22 protein-coding genes are annotated in these 13,862 nt (G+C 43.5%); 4 read left to right on the top strand and 18 right to left on the bottom strand.

Annotated elements, in window-relative coordinates; translation table 11 throughout:
- Positions 1 to 52 precede the first annotated feature (52 nt).
- From ADU37_RS05730 to ADU37_RS05710, 5 genes are read right to left on the bottom strand one after another with little or no spacing between them, the layout of a single operon-like run.
- Positions 53 to 706, bottom strand: a complete 654-nt coding sequence (locus ADU37_RS05730; protein WP_058946702.1) for a hypothetical protein — start codon at positions 704 to 706, stop codon at positions 53 to 55.
- Positions 703 to 1,416, bottom strand: a complete 714-nt coding sequence (locus ADU37_RS05725; RefSeq protein WP_058946701.1) for a creatininase family protein — start codon at positions 1,414 to 1,416, stop codon at positions 703 to 705. The genes ADU37_RS05730 and ADU37_RS05725 overlap by 4 nt, the downstream gene beginning before the upstream one ends.
- An 11-nt stretch (positions 1,417 to 1,427) precedes the next feature.
- On the bottom strand, positions 1,428 to 2,564 hold the full coding sequence (locus ADU37_RS05720) for a glycosyltransferase family 4 protein (protein ID WP_058946700.1): 1,137 nt from the start codon (positions 2,562 to 2,564) through the stop codon (positions 1,428 to 1,430).
- Positions 2,542 to 3,468, bottom strand: coding sequence for a lysylphosphatidylglycerol synthase domain-containing protein (locus tag ADU37_RS05715; protein ID WP_058946699.1), 927 nt, complete (start codon positions 3,466 to 3,468; stop codon positions 2,542 to 2,544). Before ADU37_RS05715 ends, ADU37_RS05720 begins: the two co-directional genes overlap by 23 nt.
- Before the next feature lies 1 nt (position 3,469).
- Complete coding sequence (locus tag ADU37_RS05710) at positions 3,470 to 4,264, bottom strand: UbiA prenyltransferase family protein (protein ID WP_058946698.1); 795 nt, start codon at positions 4,262 to 4,264, stop codon at positions 3,470 to 3,472.
- A gap of 92 nt (positions 4,265 to 4,356) precedes the next feature.
- On the opposite strand from ADU37_RS05710, the gene ADU37_RS05705 reads away from it, so the two are divergent.
- On the top strand, positions 4,357 to 4,680 hold the full coding sequence (locus tag ADU37_RS05705) for a helix-turn-helix domain-containing protein (protein WP_058946697.1): 324 nt from the start codon (positions 4,357 to 4,359) through the stop codon (positions 4,678 to 4,680).
- On the opposite strand, the gene speE is transcribed toward ADU37_RS05705, so the two are convergent.
- The 4 genes from speE to ADU37_RS05685 form a co-directional block, all read right to left on the bottom strand.
- On the bottom strand, positions 4,677 to 5,531 hold the full coding sequence (speE, locus tag ADU37_RS05700; protein ID WP_058946696.1) for a polyamine aminopropyltransferase: 855 nt from the start codon (positions 5,529 to 5,531) through the stop codon (positions 4,677 to 4,679). The two genes, ADU37_RS05705 and speE, sit on opposite strands and share 4 nt — an antisense overlap.
- Positions 5,532 to 5,641: 110 nt before the next feature.
- Entirely contained in the window at positions 5,642 to 6,013 is a 372-nt protein-coding gene (speD, locus tag ADU37_RS05695) for an adenosylmethionine decarboxylase (protein ID WP_058946695.1), read from the bottom strand.
- A gap of 54 nt (positions 6,014 to 6,067) precedes the next feature.
- Complete coding sequence (locus ADU37_RS05690; RefSeq protein WP_058946694.1) at positions 6,068 to 6,544, bottom strand: pyruvoyl-dependent arginine decarboxylase; 477 nt, start codon at positions 6,542 to 6,544, stop codon at positions 6,068 to 6,070.
- A 213-nt stretch (positions 6,545 to 6,757) separates the two neighbouring features.
- Positions 6,758 to 7,891, bottom strand: coding sequence for a cation:proton antiporter (locus ADU37_RS05685; protein ID WP_082663072.1), 1,134 nt, complete (start codon positions 7,889 to 7,891; stop codon positions 6,758 to 6,760).
- A 92-nt stretch (positions 7,892 to 7,983) separates the two neighbouring features.
- Between ADU37_RS05685 and ADU37_RS05680 the strand changes: the two genes are divergently transcribed.
- On the top strand, positions 7,984 to 8,391 hold the full coding sequence (locus ADU37_RS05680) for an ACT domain-containing protein (RefSeq protein WP_058946693.1): 408 nt from the start codon (positions 7,984 to 7,986) through the stop codon (positions 8,389 to 8,391).
- On the opposite strand, the gene ADU37_RS05675 is transcribed toward ADU37_RS05680, so the two are convergent.
- Genes ADU37_RS05675 through ADU37_RS05640 form a run of 8 tightly spaced genes read right to left on the bottom strand, consistent with a single transcriptional unit; the run spans position 8,374 to position 12,219 of the window.
- Positions 8,374 to 9,897: a proton-conducting transporter membrane subunit gene (locus ADU37_RS05675; protein ID WP_058946692.1), complete on the bottom strand. Its 1,524-nt coding sequence runs from the start codon at positions 9,895 to 9,897 to the stop codon at positions 8,374 to 8,376. The two genes, ADU37_RS05680 and ADU37_RS05675, sit on opposite strands and share 18 nt — an antisense overlap.
- Complete coding sequence (locus ADU37_RS05670; protein ID WP_058946691.1) at positions 9,894 to 10,187, bottom strand: cation:proton antiporter subunit C; 294 nt, start codon at positions 10,185 to 10,187, stop codon at positions 9,894 to 9,896. Before ADU37_RS05670 ends, ADU37_RS05675 begins: the two co-directional genes overlap by 4 nt.
- Positions 10,180 to 10,602, bottom strand: coding sequence for a Na(+)/H(+) antiporter subunit B (locus ADU37_RS05665; RefSeq protein ID WP_058946690.1), 423 nt, complete (start codon positions 10,600 to 10,602; stop codon positions 10,180 to 10,182). Before ADU37_RS05665 ends, ADU37_RS05670 begins: the two co-directional genes overlap by 8 nt.
- Entirely contained in the window at positions 10,599 to 10,844 is a 246-nt protein-coding gene (locus ADU37_RS05660) for a hypothetical protein (RefSeq protein ID WP_058946689.1), read from the bottom strand. The genes ADU37_RS05665 and ADU37_RS05660 overlap by 4 nt, the downstream gene beginning before the upstream one ends.
- The gene (locus tag ADU37_RS05655; RefSeq protein ID WP_058946688.1) at positions 10,841 to 11,071 is read right to left on the bottom strand and encodes a hydrogenase subunit MbhD domain-containing protein; all 231 of its coding nucleotides are present in this window, start codon (positions 11,069 to 11,071) and stop codon (positions 10,841 to 10,843) included. Before ADU37_RS05655 ends, ADU37_RS05660 begins: the two co-directional genes overlap by 4 nt.
- The gene (gene mnhG, locus ADU37_RS05650; RefSeq protein ID WP_058946687.1) at positions 11,052 to 11,366 is read right to left on the bottom strand and encodes a monovalent cation/H(+) antiporter subunit G; all 315 of its coding nucleotides are present in this window, start codon (positions 11,364 to 11,366) and stop codon (positions 11,052 to 11,054) included. Before mnhG ends, ADU37_RS05655 begins: the two co-directional genes overlap by 20 nt.
- The gene (locus tag ADU37_RS05645; RefSeq protein ID WP_058946686.1) at positions 11,363 to 11,638 is read right to left on the bottom strand and encodes a monovalent cation/H+ antiporter complex subunit F; all 276 of its coding nucleotides are present in this window, start codon (positions 11,636 to 11,638) and stop codon (positions 11,363 to 11,365) included. The genes mnhG and ADU37_RS05645 overlap by 4 nt, the downstream gene beginning before the upstream one ends.
- On the bottom strand, positions 11,614 to 12,219 hold the full coding sequence (locus ADU37_RS05640) for a Na+/H+ antiporter subunit E (protein WP_058946685.1): 606 nt from the start codon (positions 12,217 to 12,219) through the stop codon (positions 11,614 to 11,616). The genes ADU37_RS05645 and ADU37_RS05640 overlap by 25 nt, the downstream gene beginning before the upstream one ends.
- Positions 12,220 to 12,337: 118 nt before the next feature.
- Here ADU37_RS05640 and ADU37_RS05635 point away from each other — a divergent pair, with 118 nt between their 5' ends.
- Complete coding sequence (locus tag ADU37_RS05635) at positions 12,338 to 12,889, top strand: TIGR00288 family NYN domain-containing protein (protein WP_058946684.1); 552 nt, start codon at positions 12,338 to 12,340, stop codon at positions 12,887 to 12,889.
- On the top strand, positions 12,840 to 13,361 hold the full coding sequence (locus tag ADU37_RS05630; RefSeq protein WP_058946683.1) for a TIGR00288 family NYN domain-containing protein: 522 nt from the start codon (positions 12,840 to 12,842) through the stop codon (positions 13,359 to 13,361). Before ADU37_RS05635 ends, ADU37_RS05630 begins: the two co-directional genes overlap by 50 nt.
- Before the next feature lie 3 nt (positions 13,362 to 13,364).
- Here ADU37_RS05630 and ADU37_RS05625 read toward each other — a convergent pair whose 3' ends face one another.
- The gene (locus tag ADU37_RS05625) at positions 13,365 to 13,814 is read right to left on the bottom strand and encodes a single- stranded DNA-binding family protein (protein ID WP_058946682.1); all 450 of its coding nucleotides are present in this window, start codon (positions 13,812 to 13,814) and stop codon (positions 13,365 to 13,367) included.
- Positions 13,815 to 13,862: the final 48 nt, after the last annotated feature.

The following is a 13,862-nucleotide window of genomic DNA, read 5'->3' as shown; positions in this document are numbered from 1 at the left end:
CTGTTGCCATCATCGGTCATTCTTTTCTTTTTCCCTTGAGTTTAAAAACCTTTCATTGCTCGCTCGAGCTTTCCTTGAGAAGTGTTGAGAGCAGAATTTTTAGAGGTTTGTTCTTTACGAGTGCCAATGCTTCTTGGATTTCTTCGGGGCTTACGGTATCTCTGGCAAGGTAGATGTAAAGGGCATATGCCATGGCTTTTGGATTGCCCTCGTTGAGTTCTTCAGCAGCTCTGGCGAGTTCTCCCGTGCTTATAATGTCCGCCAGCTCTTTTAGCTTGACGTTATCATTTTTTTCAAGGGCCTCTCTTAGAGGCTTGTAAAAGCGATTTATAAGCAGGCGTGCCATCCTTTCTCTTTTATTGAGATAGTCAATTGGGGTTTCTTCTTCGGGCTTTCTGGAAGAGATTGCATAGTATCCGGCGGGTAAGAGGATAAAAAACACCATCAAGAGGATATAGGGAGTTAGCGAAAATGGCAGCATCTCTGCATATCTATATTTGAGATATAGAAGGAGCATTAGCCCTATAAACCCCCAGAGCATGAGAAAGAGCACATACATCTCGCTGATTCTCTGCTTTTTTTCGAGGAGCTTATATCTGGAGCTCGCCCCTATCTTATCGAGAAATTCCAGCCTGCTCTCGGCTAGCTCTATTTCCGCTTCAAGTCTTTTTATCCTTGTATCAATCTCTTTTAAAACCTCCTTCATAACACTCCTTCCAGCATTTTTGCTATTCTCTCACTAACCACTTCCAAAATCTTTTCTCCCTTTTCTCTTGTTGCTCCTTGCGGATTATCATTGATTCCGTCTGGGAAAAGCTCAAGTCCTATATCTCTTCTTATTACTCTAACCGGAGCACTTCTCTTTTCGCCTTTCGCTTTCTCCATCTTGACGAGTTCCGGCGCTATTGCAAGCATTACCGAAGTTTCATCTTCTCCTGCGTGCCCCTGGGAAGAACATATTTCAAGTATTTCTTTTCTGAAGTCCATCCACCAGTTTATGAGGATTATCTCGACGTTGTAACTCTCTGCAACTTCTTCACCCGCCTCTATGAGCGGATAAACGTTTCCACCGTGCCCATTTAAGATGATTACCTTTTTAAAGCCCTCCTCTGCAAATTCACTCATCACATCCCTAACGTATCTCCTCAGACTATCTGCTCTCACGTTTATAGTTCCCGGATAAACGTTCAGTACAAAGCTGTGCCCATACCAGATCGGAGGCGCTATTAGGATTTCTATTCCTTTATCCTTCAGCTTTTTTTCAACTCTCCCTGCAATTTCAAGGGGGGCAAAAACATCAGTGCCCAGAGGTAGGTGCTTTCCATGAGCTTCAACACTGCCCACGGGAAGAAGAACAGCAGATACCTTGGCTTTTGCCTTTTCAAATTCTTCCCACGTCAGCTCTTCCATTTTCATGTGCTTTCCCCTTAAAGATTTGAGAGGATTTCCTCATAAATCTTTTCTATTTCCACCACAACCTTGTCCCATGAATACTTTTCCTCAACGGCTTTTCTCCCATTGTTCCCGTACCACCTTCTTAGTTCTTCATCCTTCAAAAGCTTTTGAATTGTTTTTCTCAGCTCAAGTTCGTTTCCGGGAGGCACTAAGAGGCCGGCTTCATTCTCCTTAACCACTTCGGGTATTCCACCAACGTTTGTGGCTATAACGGGAATTCCTGAGGCCATAGCTTCGAGGATAACTATACCAAATGCTTCCGAAGATACTGATGGCAACACGAAGATATCTGCCATTCTAAAAACTTCTGGGAGAATATCATCCGGCACGTATCCCATAAAGACAACCCTGTCTTCTATTCCAAGGAATTTAGCTTGGGCTTTTAGGAAAGGAAGCATCTCTCCGTTACCGACCATTACAAGAGTACCATCTTCTATTTTGGAGAATGCATTCAAAAGCACGTGAGGTCCTTTTCGGTAGCTCATTCTGCTTACATAAAGCACCACGTTACCCTCAAGTCCAAACTTGGCCTTTATCTTGTCTTTACTCTTTGCAGGGAAGAAACGCTTATCATCAACCCCATTTGGCACAACTGAAATTGGAACATCTGTAAAGTGCTCTATAAATGCCTTTGCAGCCTTGCTTACTGCTATTATCCGGTGAGGGTGCTTTAGATAGCTTGTGAAGAGGGAGATTGTAAATCCTAACGCCTCCCAGAGCCTTGATTCGTGGGCAAAGGAGATGCTGTGGGTTGTAAGCAGAGTGGCTTTTCCCATTGTCCTTCCAGCCTTAACGGCTTTTAAAGCGAGGGGTGTAAAGGCATGATGGGAATGAATCACATCAAAGTCCTTTAGAAATTCATTGAGCTCATCTGAGGATTTTATTCCATATGTCAGGTTTACATCCAGAATAGGGCTTACAATACCGGGAATTTTTATAAGTTCTATTCCATATTTCTCAAGCTCCTTTTCCTTTCCGGTGGTTCTGTTATTTGTGACTATCGCCACCTCGTGTCCTCTTTCTCTGAGCTTTATGGCTAAGTTGTGCATATGGCTTGCAACTCCCCCTATTTTTGGATAATACCAGTCACTGACCAGCGCTACCTTCATATCCACCACCGAGAAGTTTATAGAACACAAATGCGCCGAGTATTGAGTACTCGTACTGGAAAATAAATTTGTAGAGAAATGCCGTCAAAGCCCCTTTTGTTGATGGGCCGATTCCTATAAGAATGCCAAACTCATTGGCTCCGATTCCCGAGGGTATTCCACTAAGAGAAGCAAAGAGAACGCTCATAAGAAAGGCGTAAAATGCCCCTTTGACTGAGATTTCCAGCGAGAAAGCTTTTCCCACAAAGACTAAACCAAAAACCTGAAGGGCTATTACTGCGAGTGAAATCAAAAATGCTGTGGCAAAACCGGTCTTGCTTTCTTTTGCCTTTGTCCAGCCCGAGTAGCCTCTATGCCACCATTCTTTGAGCGTCTTTGAAATTCTCTTTGCCCCTAAATCTTCCCAGAGCTTAAAGAAGGTGAGCGCAATCCTATGAAAGGCGTTATCATAAACAAAAGCGACAAGTATTATCGCTATTCCCAAAAGACCCAGCTTTGTGAAGCCAAGGAATATTAAACTGAAGGAGAGGAGGACAATTACCTCTGCGGCCATTCCAAGGGCAAGGGAAGAAAGGGCTGCAAAGTAATCCCCTCCAACAAGCTTGACCTTTGCCATATGCCCCAGCGTTGGAGGAAGAATCGCCATTAGGTAGTAACCACTTACAAATGCCTGGAGGGTTTTTCCAAAACTGGCCTTTTGAACTTTTCTCAGGAGCAGATACCACCTCAATGCACCGAGTAAAATGGTGAGAATGGACAGAAGGAAGGAGAGAAGAAGATAGGCATAGTTTGCCTCGCCTATTGCCATGGCAAGCTCGTTAAAATCAACGTTCTTGTAGAGGTAAGCCAGAGAGATTAAAAAAGCCACTGCGCTAAAGAGCTTTCTTAAAGTTGCCTTTCTCATCTCACGCACCCAATAACGTTCTTAAAGCATGCAGAATTAACAGGAAAACGACAACTGCATCAAGAGTTCTGTAATTCACCCTAACCCCCAAAAACATAACCCCGAGGACCCCAAAAGGAACATCCAGAACAGCTAAGAGAAGAGCTATTGAAAGAGCTGAAAACACTACCACGAGCTTTTCTGATAAGCTTTTACCAATAACAATTGGGGTAGTCTTTAAATTTGCTTTTAAGTCACTTTCATAGTCTTCAAGATGATTCCTGAGTTCCATCGAAAATGAATAGAACAGGAGAGCCGCTCCTATTGCAACCTCGTATTTCGTTAAAACTCCATCGAAGTATGCACCATAGAGGAAGGGCATTGCTCCAAAAAATATTCCATGTGATAGAACGTCCAGTATGGGCTGTGCCTTAAGTCTTGGGGGTGCTGAGTAAAGAGTAGCCAGCATTATCATTGAAACGTAAATTAGAAGCTCTCCATAGCTAAGGAAGGCTGCAAATAATATACCCAAAACTGCAATTGCAACTGATGATAGAATTCCCATCCTAAAGCCGAGCTCCCCGTTGGCTATTGGATTTTTATTTCTCTTTAGAGGATTTATTGAATCAGTGTCCACGTCAAAGCAATTGTTTACAGCAAAAGCGTATGCAACATATAATATCAGTGAAATCAGAACCATGAAGGCACCTTTGAAATTGGGGTTATAAGTGAGGTTCATTACCAGGCCAAGTAGTCCCATTCCTATGAACGATTTACCATCGATTATTCTGGTGTTTTTTATCACGGCCCTTAACATATCACCACCGTTGAACCTCTTTCGGAAAGGTTTATAAATATTTTCACTAAATTATGAATAGGTATGAAGAAAAATTTTCATAGTGATTAAAAATGGAGGAACTGTTGGAGGCCCTCACAAATACACTTGAAAAATTTGAGCTTACAAGCTCAGAAATTAAAATATATTCTCTCCTTCTAAAAGAGCAACTAACACCAAGGCAGATATCAAAAAAGCTTGATTTGTCTGAGAGAATTGTTAGGGAGAGGCTTAAGCACCTCCTTGAGCTGGGACTGGTTGAGAAGGAGCTGATAAACAGGGGATGGCTTGGCTATCTCTACAAAGCAAAAGCCCCAAAGGAGGCATTAAATACCCTTTTGAGCAAAATGAAAGAATTTATAAAAAGCTTTGAAAAGGAAGCGAATGAGATGCTCTAAAGCTTAAGCTTTCCTTCCAGCAGATCCCTAACGTATTTCGGCATCTGGAACAGAGTTTCGTGCCTTTCTGGGTCGTAATACTGCAAGCTAAGGTTCTTCGCCCTATCTAGATCAACCTTTGTGAAGTCTACGTCGCCCTTAACTCCAACAAGGAAGCTCCATGGAGAGGCATAGCCTATTACGGGAAAGCTGAAGTAGTAAACCCTATCAAAGACCTTCTTCATGTTTTTATAGGCATCAAGAAGTTCATCTGTAAAGAGATAAACGCTCCCGGCTTGTGTAATGTACAGGCCTTTTTCTCCTAAGGCCTCGTATGCATCTCTATAGAACTCTTCGCTGAACAGCAGCTTTGCCGGGCCGACGGGATCCGTTGAGTCCACAATTATTACGTCAAAGCGGTCTTTGTGCCCCTTCATGTATTCAACGCCATCCCCTATTATGAGCTCCGCCCTAGGCTCTTCTCCTTTGAGAGCCCTCTCCAGAAGTCCCCCGTCAATTTTCAGGTATTTCATTGAAATCTCAACAACTTTCTCGTCTATCTCCACCATAACCGCCTTTTCAACGGTCTTGTGCTCAAGCACTTCCCTTAAAGTTCCCCCATCTCCCCCTCCTATGACGAGAACTTTCCTTGGGTTTGGATGAGCGAGCATGACGGGGTGAACCAACGGCTCGTGATAACTTCTCTCGCCATGCTCAACGAGCTGGACGGTACCATCAATAACAAGAAGCTTTCCAAAGCCCTCAGTCTCATAAAGCTCTATCTTCTGATATTCGCTCTCTACTTCGGTTATTTTTGAAACAACTTTAAATCCCACGCCATATCCCCTTGGATACCACTCGATGAATTCCATTATGCTCACCTCGGTTGAAAGCTTACCAGACGTCTTTTAAACTTTTGCCTCCAGTTTGCCTTAATATTCAACAAAAATCTTGTTTTAGAAGGTAAGAAAAGAAATAGAGATCACTCCTTAAAGAGAAGCCCCCTATCGAGCTTTACAACAGTTGGTTTTTTGCATTTTAGTTCTTTGATAATATACTCGCCCGCTTTAAGGGGCATCGTATGGTCTCCACATGTGTAAACGTCAACTGCTGCGTAGCCATGTTCCGGCCATGTGTGAATTGTTATATGGCTCTCAGAAACGACAACAACACCAGAAACGCCTTGAGGAGAAAACTTGTGGAAGCGTTTATCAATAATAGTCGCATTCGCTACTTCAGCAGCTCTGGTAAGTATCTCTTCTATTCTCTCCATATCGTCCAGTATCTCGGGATCGCATTCGTAGAGGTCCAAAATAACGTGCATCCCTATTGGGGTTTCGATTACTTGAGCCATCGCCTTCACCTCCCTCCATCCACAACACCCCCCACTTTTTGGAAAATTAAAAGATCAATAGGGCAGCATAACAACGGCCGCAATGGCGGCGGCAGGTTTATCCTTAACCGTTATTTCGGCAACGGCAACTTTGAATTCCTTAAGCTTCCAGCCCCTAACTCTAAAGCCCTCTTCTACCATTTTCTTTACCATTCTTTCGGCTTCTTCTTTGGTGCAGTAGCCACTGTATTCGTAGATTAGCCCACCGGTATTGTCCTCGCTAATCCCGACGCCGAGGGCGGCGCTAATTGTTGATCCGGGTTCATCGCTCTCTATGTGAGCGTAAACTGTTGGAAGGAGCATCCCTATTGGAATGTTCTTGGGAAGTTCGTCAATCCACTCTATGTGGGCTGGAATGACACTGCTGAGCTTTACCAAGTTGACGTTTCCAATCCCTATTTTGAGTAAAGCGTTATCAAATGCGTTTAGTTTTGTTCCCCCCTCAGCACTTGCGGCGAGTAAAATGGCTTTTTTCGGAGTTGTCCAGCTCATAGCAGTTTACCTCCTCTTTTTTCATATATTTTATGGTTAATCATAATTTTAAGCCCATTTAACTAAGAATTTTGCTATCAATTTGATGTTACATGTAGGTTTGCTTATAAACCTTTCGCCTTTGCTCGGAACAATTGTAAAACAGTATAAATGGCTCCATATCCCCTTAAAACGTCTTGAAAAGACCTAAAACCAAAAATAGGCTAGAAAAAGCTAGGAATTTTCAACCGAGAGAACTTTTCCAAGTGTCGTGGAGACAAACATTCCCAAGATACTGGCCAAAGATGCCAGTGCATAGAGGTGCTGACTTAACACTCCATACTCGTATCCTAACTCGCCCACAAGCAGTCCAAGAACTCCAAAGCTCGCTATCCCGCTTGCCCTTACTATCGTTTTTCTAATATCCCTGCTCCGGGTGAAGCCCATGGTTAAAAGAATCCTGATGATATAAATTAGGATGAAGAAGTAAACCACTTCCACTGAAAATTCAGTTTCAAAGTTTATCCCTCGCCAAGCAAAGAAGATTGGGGCAAAAATCCCATAGGTCACACCGGATATTATTGTGTATACCCTCTTATACTGCTTGGTTCCCATTAAGTCACTGTGAAGCAAGAGTCCAACGATAAAGGCACCAATGCTGAAGTGAAGGCCGATCATTTCGCTGGTAAGGGCTATGGAGGTTGCGAGAATCATCACCAGACCAAAAACCGCCTCGTCACTTTTTAAATTCCTAAGTGCTCGGATAATCAAAACCTTGTGCTTGACGTTTAGGAAATAGTTTATTCCAAGGAGGACTCCCAGGAACAGTCCATCCTTTAGTAGTTCAACAAACAGGCCGAAATACGTTAAGTGATAAACCTCAAAGTTAACTAAGAGATATAGGCTAACAAGGGCTCCGATTTCACTTATCACCGCATATGAGAGGGCTATGTGCAGAAAATCTTCTCCAAAAAATCTCGATAATCTGAGAACTATGGGAGCAGAGGCAACGGAGAGTATTGAACCTACTATGAGGTTTTCGTGTGAGATTTTGTAATTTGTAAAAGGTAGTGTTACGAAGGTCATCAAGGCATAGGTTAAGATATAGAGGGGGAGGCTCTTTTTACCTCCGAGATGGACTTCTTCTGGGGTAAGCTCCAATCCGGCGTACATCATTAGGAAAAATACCCCAAGTTCTGCGAGAAGGTTTAGCTCCTCCCTTGGCATTGAGACGAGAAAAGTCCCAAGTACCAAACCTGCTGAGATTTCCCCGAGAAACCCTGGATAACCCAAGCGCTCAAATATCTCCGCAAAAAGCCTTGCAATTGCGATTATAACGAACACATAGCCGATCACGCCAATTTCCACGGGTGCACCTCCACCCTTTCTGGTATTTCCTTTATTAAAAAATTTTCTAAAAGGGAAGAAGGTTTTTATGTTGCGAAACATTAGTTATCCATATGAGGCACTATGAAATTCTAAGGATTAAGGAGAACGGAAAGATAGAAATACCGCTGGAATGGGCATACGAAGTAGGGCTTGTTAGAGGAGCTTACTTCTTGGTGGAAATTGACACCGATCTAAACGAAATTCACCTCGAAAGGATCGCCCTTCCCGGAAAAGAACTTGTAGAGATCGAACTAATTGTTAAGGACAAACCGGGAGTTCTGGCTAAAATCACCGGCACTCTTGGGAAGCATAGAGTCAATATCCTGTTTAGTGAGGCCGAGGAAATGGAGCAAATTGGCCTTGGGGCAATAGTAGCTGTTGTCGACGTAAGTCAGATGGACATAAGCAGGGAAGAGCTTATCGCGGAGTTGCAGAATATTGAAGAGGTTATGGAAGTTTCGCTAAAGGAAATTGAATAAGAACAATAGCAACACAGCAGTGAAGAGGAGCATATAGGCGTTTATCTCTTTGCCCAGGGTTTTGAATTGCTCCGGCGTAAAAGCCCTAAGGGATACCTCAAAGACTCCCAGCTTCCTGAGCAGGAAAAAGAGAAAGATGGCAATGACGAGGCTAATTGAGTCTTTGAGGACGCTGAGATGCGGGTAGAGGTAGATACCTCCGAGGAGTGTTAGGATTCCAAGAGACAATGAAATCACTTCTTTTCTCTTGGGAATTTCAATTTTTTCTCCTCTTTTCGAAAGATAATAGTTGAGCTTTGTAAACGAAACCAGAGTGCCGGTTCCTCCCGCATAAAAAGCATATTTCAGAAATCCCTTGAGGTTCTCAATTAGCATAGCCTTCCCAAATGCCCCGATAAATGGACTGATACCTCCGATAGCAAGGCTCAACAAAACGATTGCAAGCATTAAAATCTTATTATTCCTATACGACAGTTTTTCCAAATCCCGAGTTTCATAGTGCTCCGCTAAGCTTCCTACACTTAAGAAAAGGCCTCCCTTAAAGAGGGCGTGTGCTAAGGCATAGTAAGCTGCGGCCAAGGGGTTTAGGAGGGCAATCCCCAATAAGACGTATCCCATCTGCGAAACAGTGTGGTATGCCAAAAGCCTCTCGGAGTTTTTCTGTAAAATTGCCATTGCTATGCCAAAAAACATCGAAAGAAACGCCAGAGCAAGCAATGTTCTTTGCATAGCGGTATTGACCGGGAACGTCAGTGTGAGGAGAATCATTCCGTATGCTGGGGCTTTGACTACAAGGCCGGAAAGCAGGGCACTTACTGGAGCATCTGCCTTAGAATGAGCATCTGGAAGCCAGAAGTGCAAGGGAAAAATGCCGCTCTTCAAGAGCAGAGATGTAAAAGATAGTGCCAAAGCTGCGTTAATCTCTCTCGACATTCTCAGGTTTTCTTTTATAAGGGCCAGGTTCAGGTAGCCTGTTTTCAGGTAGATAATCCCTATCCCCAAGATGAAAATGTATGAAGCCAGAAGGGAAAAGACCGCGTATTTGAAAGCCGCCCTTCTTGCTCCTTTCTCCTTTGAAATTCCCACAAGGGCAAAGCTCGCCACAGATGCTATCTCCATGTAGATGTAATAATTGAAGAGGTCCCTGCTTATAAAAGCCCCCAAAAGCCCCGCATGAAGAAGAAGGATGAGGACATAGGCTTTGTTTTCAATCTTTCTTGGATAATAGCTCCACACATAGAGAGCAACAAAGGCCGAGAGAATGAGCTCTGCCACTATAAAGGGGATGTTATAGGCATCTATGGCAACTTCAATGCCAGAGGTTCTGCTCCAGTTCCCAACAACCTCGTTGGAAGGGATATTGTTGATTATTTGGGGTAGAATAAGCCACGGGGACAGCATGCCGGTCATGAACAGATACTTGGAGAACTTTTCTCTCCTTAGGGCTGGAAGAATGGAGGTTAAAAATGCCATAATAAGTGGAAACGCAACGATAAGGGGAATCATTCTTCTTCCCTCCCCATCTTTAGGATTAATGCCAATGCAAGGGAAGTTATGGCAACATCAACAACGAGGGTGGTCAGCATAAGGGTAGCGGGTAAAGGATCGACAACTTTCTCTCTAGGCATTATTGGAACATCTGCTCCCTCTACATAGCCAGTCCCAATAAAGAAGAGGACGAGCCCTATGGAGACCACGTTTATGGAGAGGACTATCTTGATCAGGTTCTCTTTCGTCATCAGACCATAGAGCCCTATGAGGATTATTATAATCCCAGCAAGTTCGGGATTAATCACGCTCCACCCACCTCAGCAGGATGTAAAACATGAACGTAAACGCTGCCCCAACCTTCAATGCAACGCCTATGTTGAAGAGAGGAATTGTTCCACCGCTTAGAAGAGAACCAAACCTCCCCCCTCGCAAAAAGTTGTAGAAAAATCCCCTGAAGAACACACCTGCCGTTGCCAAGAGGGCTAAAAATTCCCCCGAGACTCCTTCGATGAGCTGAACCTCCCAGAACTTAAAGGTTTTTCTAACCCTGCTGTAACCGTGGGAGGTTATTAAGAGAACAATACTTACCGCCAAGATGACTCCCGCCTGGAACCCTCCTCCCGGGCTTAGATGGCCGTAGACCATTAGATAAGCGGAATAAGCTACCAGAAACGGGCTTATGAGCTTTGTTGTTGTCCTTACTATCAGGCTCATTTTCATTTTTTCTTCCCTCCTAAGAGAATGTAAAAGCCGGCCACAGCGGTAAAAAGAAGCGTTGCTTCTCCTAAGCTGTCGTATGCTCTCCAATCAGCCAGGATTGCCGTTACGAGATTGGGAATTCCAACTTCTTTCCAGTTAGTGATGTAATACTCATAGCTTCCACCTTCGCTTTTGGAGTAATCCAAGCCGGTGAAAACATAGGCAAGAGCTAAGAGTAAAAGAATGGCAGCTAATCGCTTCACTTTCCCACCTCCCGAATCGTAAAGAGAAACACGCCTATGACCACTGCTCCTACAACAATGGCAGAAAGGGCAACGTCTGGGGCCTTTAAAAGGGCCAACACAAGAACAAAGGCTAGGCTGAGAAAGGCGTATTTAACAACCGCGCTAACGAGGTTCTCTTCCTCTACCACGGCGATGGATAGGAGGATCATGGTTAAGAGAAGTATGTCAAGGATTATCCCAGGCATACATATCCACCACAACTTTCGGTTTTATTCCATACTTATAGGCTCCTCTCGCTATTGCATGTGAGACCATGGGGTTTATTAGGGCTATTAAAAACGCCAGCACGAGAAATTTCAGCTTAATCAATAGCGGAGCTTCCGAGGCAATAGCCAAGGCTATGAGGATGCTCATCGCTCCACCGGTGTCGCACTTTGTTGCCGCATGAAGGCGAGTATACACATCGGGAAAGCGGAGTATCCCGAGGGTTCCGAATATCATTATGGACTCTCCAAGGAGAAGAAGGAGGTATTCTATCACTTTGCCCCCTCCATGTACTTTGCTAATATTAGTCCTCCAACAGCGTTAACCATGAGAAGAACTATTGCAAGGTCTAAGAAGAAGTACTCCTTTGCCATGAATCCGAAAATAGCCAGTATAATAACTGTTTTTGTTGTTACGGTGTTTATACCGACTATTCTGTCCGCTAAGGTAGGCCCGAAGAGTACTCGATAGGAGAGGATTATAGAGGTTATTATGAGCACTACTGCGCCCCATCCAAAAGGGCTTACCAGAAGATTTTCTTCAACCATGCTTCGATGTCCCCCTTAATCTTTTCACCGGCTTTCTCTCTGTTGAGCGTTTCAACGTTTATCCAATGTACGTAGAGATAGGTTTCTCCGAGTTTTTTGTCGACATCGAGGGTTAAAGTCCCGGGAGTGAGGGTTATGGAGTTTGCCAAAATCGTTATTCCAGTATCTGAATGCAGGTCGGTCTTGATCTTTATTATTCCCGGGTTTACGTCCATTAATATAGCATGTTTTGCTACTTTGAAGTTGCTTTCGATTAGCCGAAATGCCATTATGAAAAGGTACTGGGGAATAACAAAGAGACCTATATAAAGAATCTTCTCTACAATGTGGCCGCTCTGCCTTATATCTTCGGTGAGCATTTCGTACATGAATAGAGAAATCATCAGGGTTGCTATCCCTCCGATGAATAAATTCTCAATCTCTGTATTTCCACTTATCACCACCCAGAAGGAAAAGAGTGCAATCCAGGTAAGGACTACCTGTTCCCATTTTGGAAGCTTTTGGGCTTCATAGGTTTCGTACAATACCCTCTGCCTTATCTCGTCAAGTCTTTCCCTAAGGTAGAAAGGGACTCTGCTCATGTTTTTTACTAGACTTTCATCGATTATAATACTTTCGTCTGACCGTTTCCTTAAGTTTTTTATACTTTAAGGCCATACTTTTTTATGTAGACTTTTCATAATGATTGCGGTGGTAACGATGCCCAGTAATTGGGAGAGAATAGTCTCTATGACAAAGGAAGGGGTTAAGAGTATTGCAATGATGAGGAAGAAAATCCAGCGAGGAAAAAGGATTGCTCTCCTTATAGATGGGCCAAATATCCTTAGAAAGGAATTCAATGTGCACCTTGAGGATATTGTTACAGCATTGGAAGAACTCGGCAATATAAGGGTAGCAAAAGTCGTTCTGAACCAATACGCTCCTCAGGGGCTTATTGAAGCGATTGCAAATCAAGGTTTTGAACCGATAATCGTTGCTGGAGAAACTGGAGTAAAACTTGCCGTCGAGGCTATGAGAGAGATATACAATCCAAACATTGATATTATTGCTTTGGCCACGAGAAATGCGGAGTTTCTCCCGATAATTTTGAAGGCAAAAGAAAAAGGAAAAGAAACCGCCATAATTGGAATTGAACCCGGGTTTAGTGCCGCTTTAAAACATGCTGCGGATTACGTAATTATCCTTGAAAGGGGTGAGGTGGATGAGAACAGCACTGTTCAGAATACTGAAAAGAGAAGAAAGGGAGCCTAAGGAAAAAGAAAAGCAAGAAAAAGTTGAAACTCCCCAAAAAAGCATAGGGTTGATAATAGACGGCCCTAATATACTGAGGAAGGAATTTGGGATTAAGCTCGAAAACATCAAGGAGGCACTTGAAAAGATAGGGAAAATCAGAGTAGCTAAGGTTGTATTAAACCAGTACGCTCCTCAGGGGCTTATTGAGGCAGTTGTTAATCAAGGATTTGAGCCCATAATAGTTGCCGGGGATACAGACGTGAGGATTGCCATTGAGGCGATGGAGCTAATATACAACAGTGATATAGAGGTGATAGCCTTGGCTACGAGGGATGCGGATTTTCTCCCCATAATAAGCGAAGCAAAAAGGAAAGGTAAGGAGACTGTAGTTATAGGAGCCGAGCCCGGGTTTAGTGTTGCACTTCAGAATGCAGCCGATTATGTGATAAAAATGGAAGGAAAAAGCTACCAGAGTGAAGGATACGAATAGTAACTACTTTTCGAACTCGAGCTTTAGGGATGTATGCTCCCTTTTGAGCCTCTCTATAGTTTGGGCAATTTCATTGCTGAGTTCTCTTAGTTTCTCTGAAAGTTTGCTCAACTCGTCTATCGCAATTTCTAGGGCTTTCTCGCTTTCTTCAACCTCTCTCATAGCCTCCGCAAGCTTTTCCTCTTCCTCTTTCTTGTAGACCTCGATTCTCAGCGTGTCATAGTTCCACTCTATCTCTTCATTTTTGATGTCAAACCCTATCGAAATTCTTACGACGTCTTCTTTTTTCACGCCCATTTCTTGGAGCTTATCAAAGAGGTATTGGTTTAGCTGGGCTGACGCTCTTACAACTTCCTCGGGGTTGAGCTTGCCACGTGTTAAGGCGAAGAGAACTTTTCTAACTTTGTTTGCATAACCACTCGCCCTAACAAATCCGGTTGAGAGTCTGGGCATGAGGCATCACCATAATACTTTAATGCACTGAAGATATATATCCCTATT

The sequence above is a fragment of the Thermococcus sp. 2319x1 genome (assembly GCF_001484685.1).
Taxonomy (GTDB): domain Archaea; phylum Methanobacteriota_B; class Thermococci; order Thermococcales; family Thermococcaceae; genus Thermococcus_A.
The sequence above is the reverse complement of the archived record's forward strand: the minus strand, read 5'-3'. Positions and strand labels throughout refer to the sequence as shown.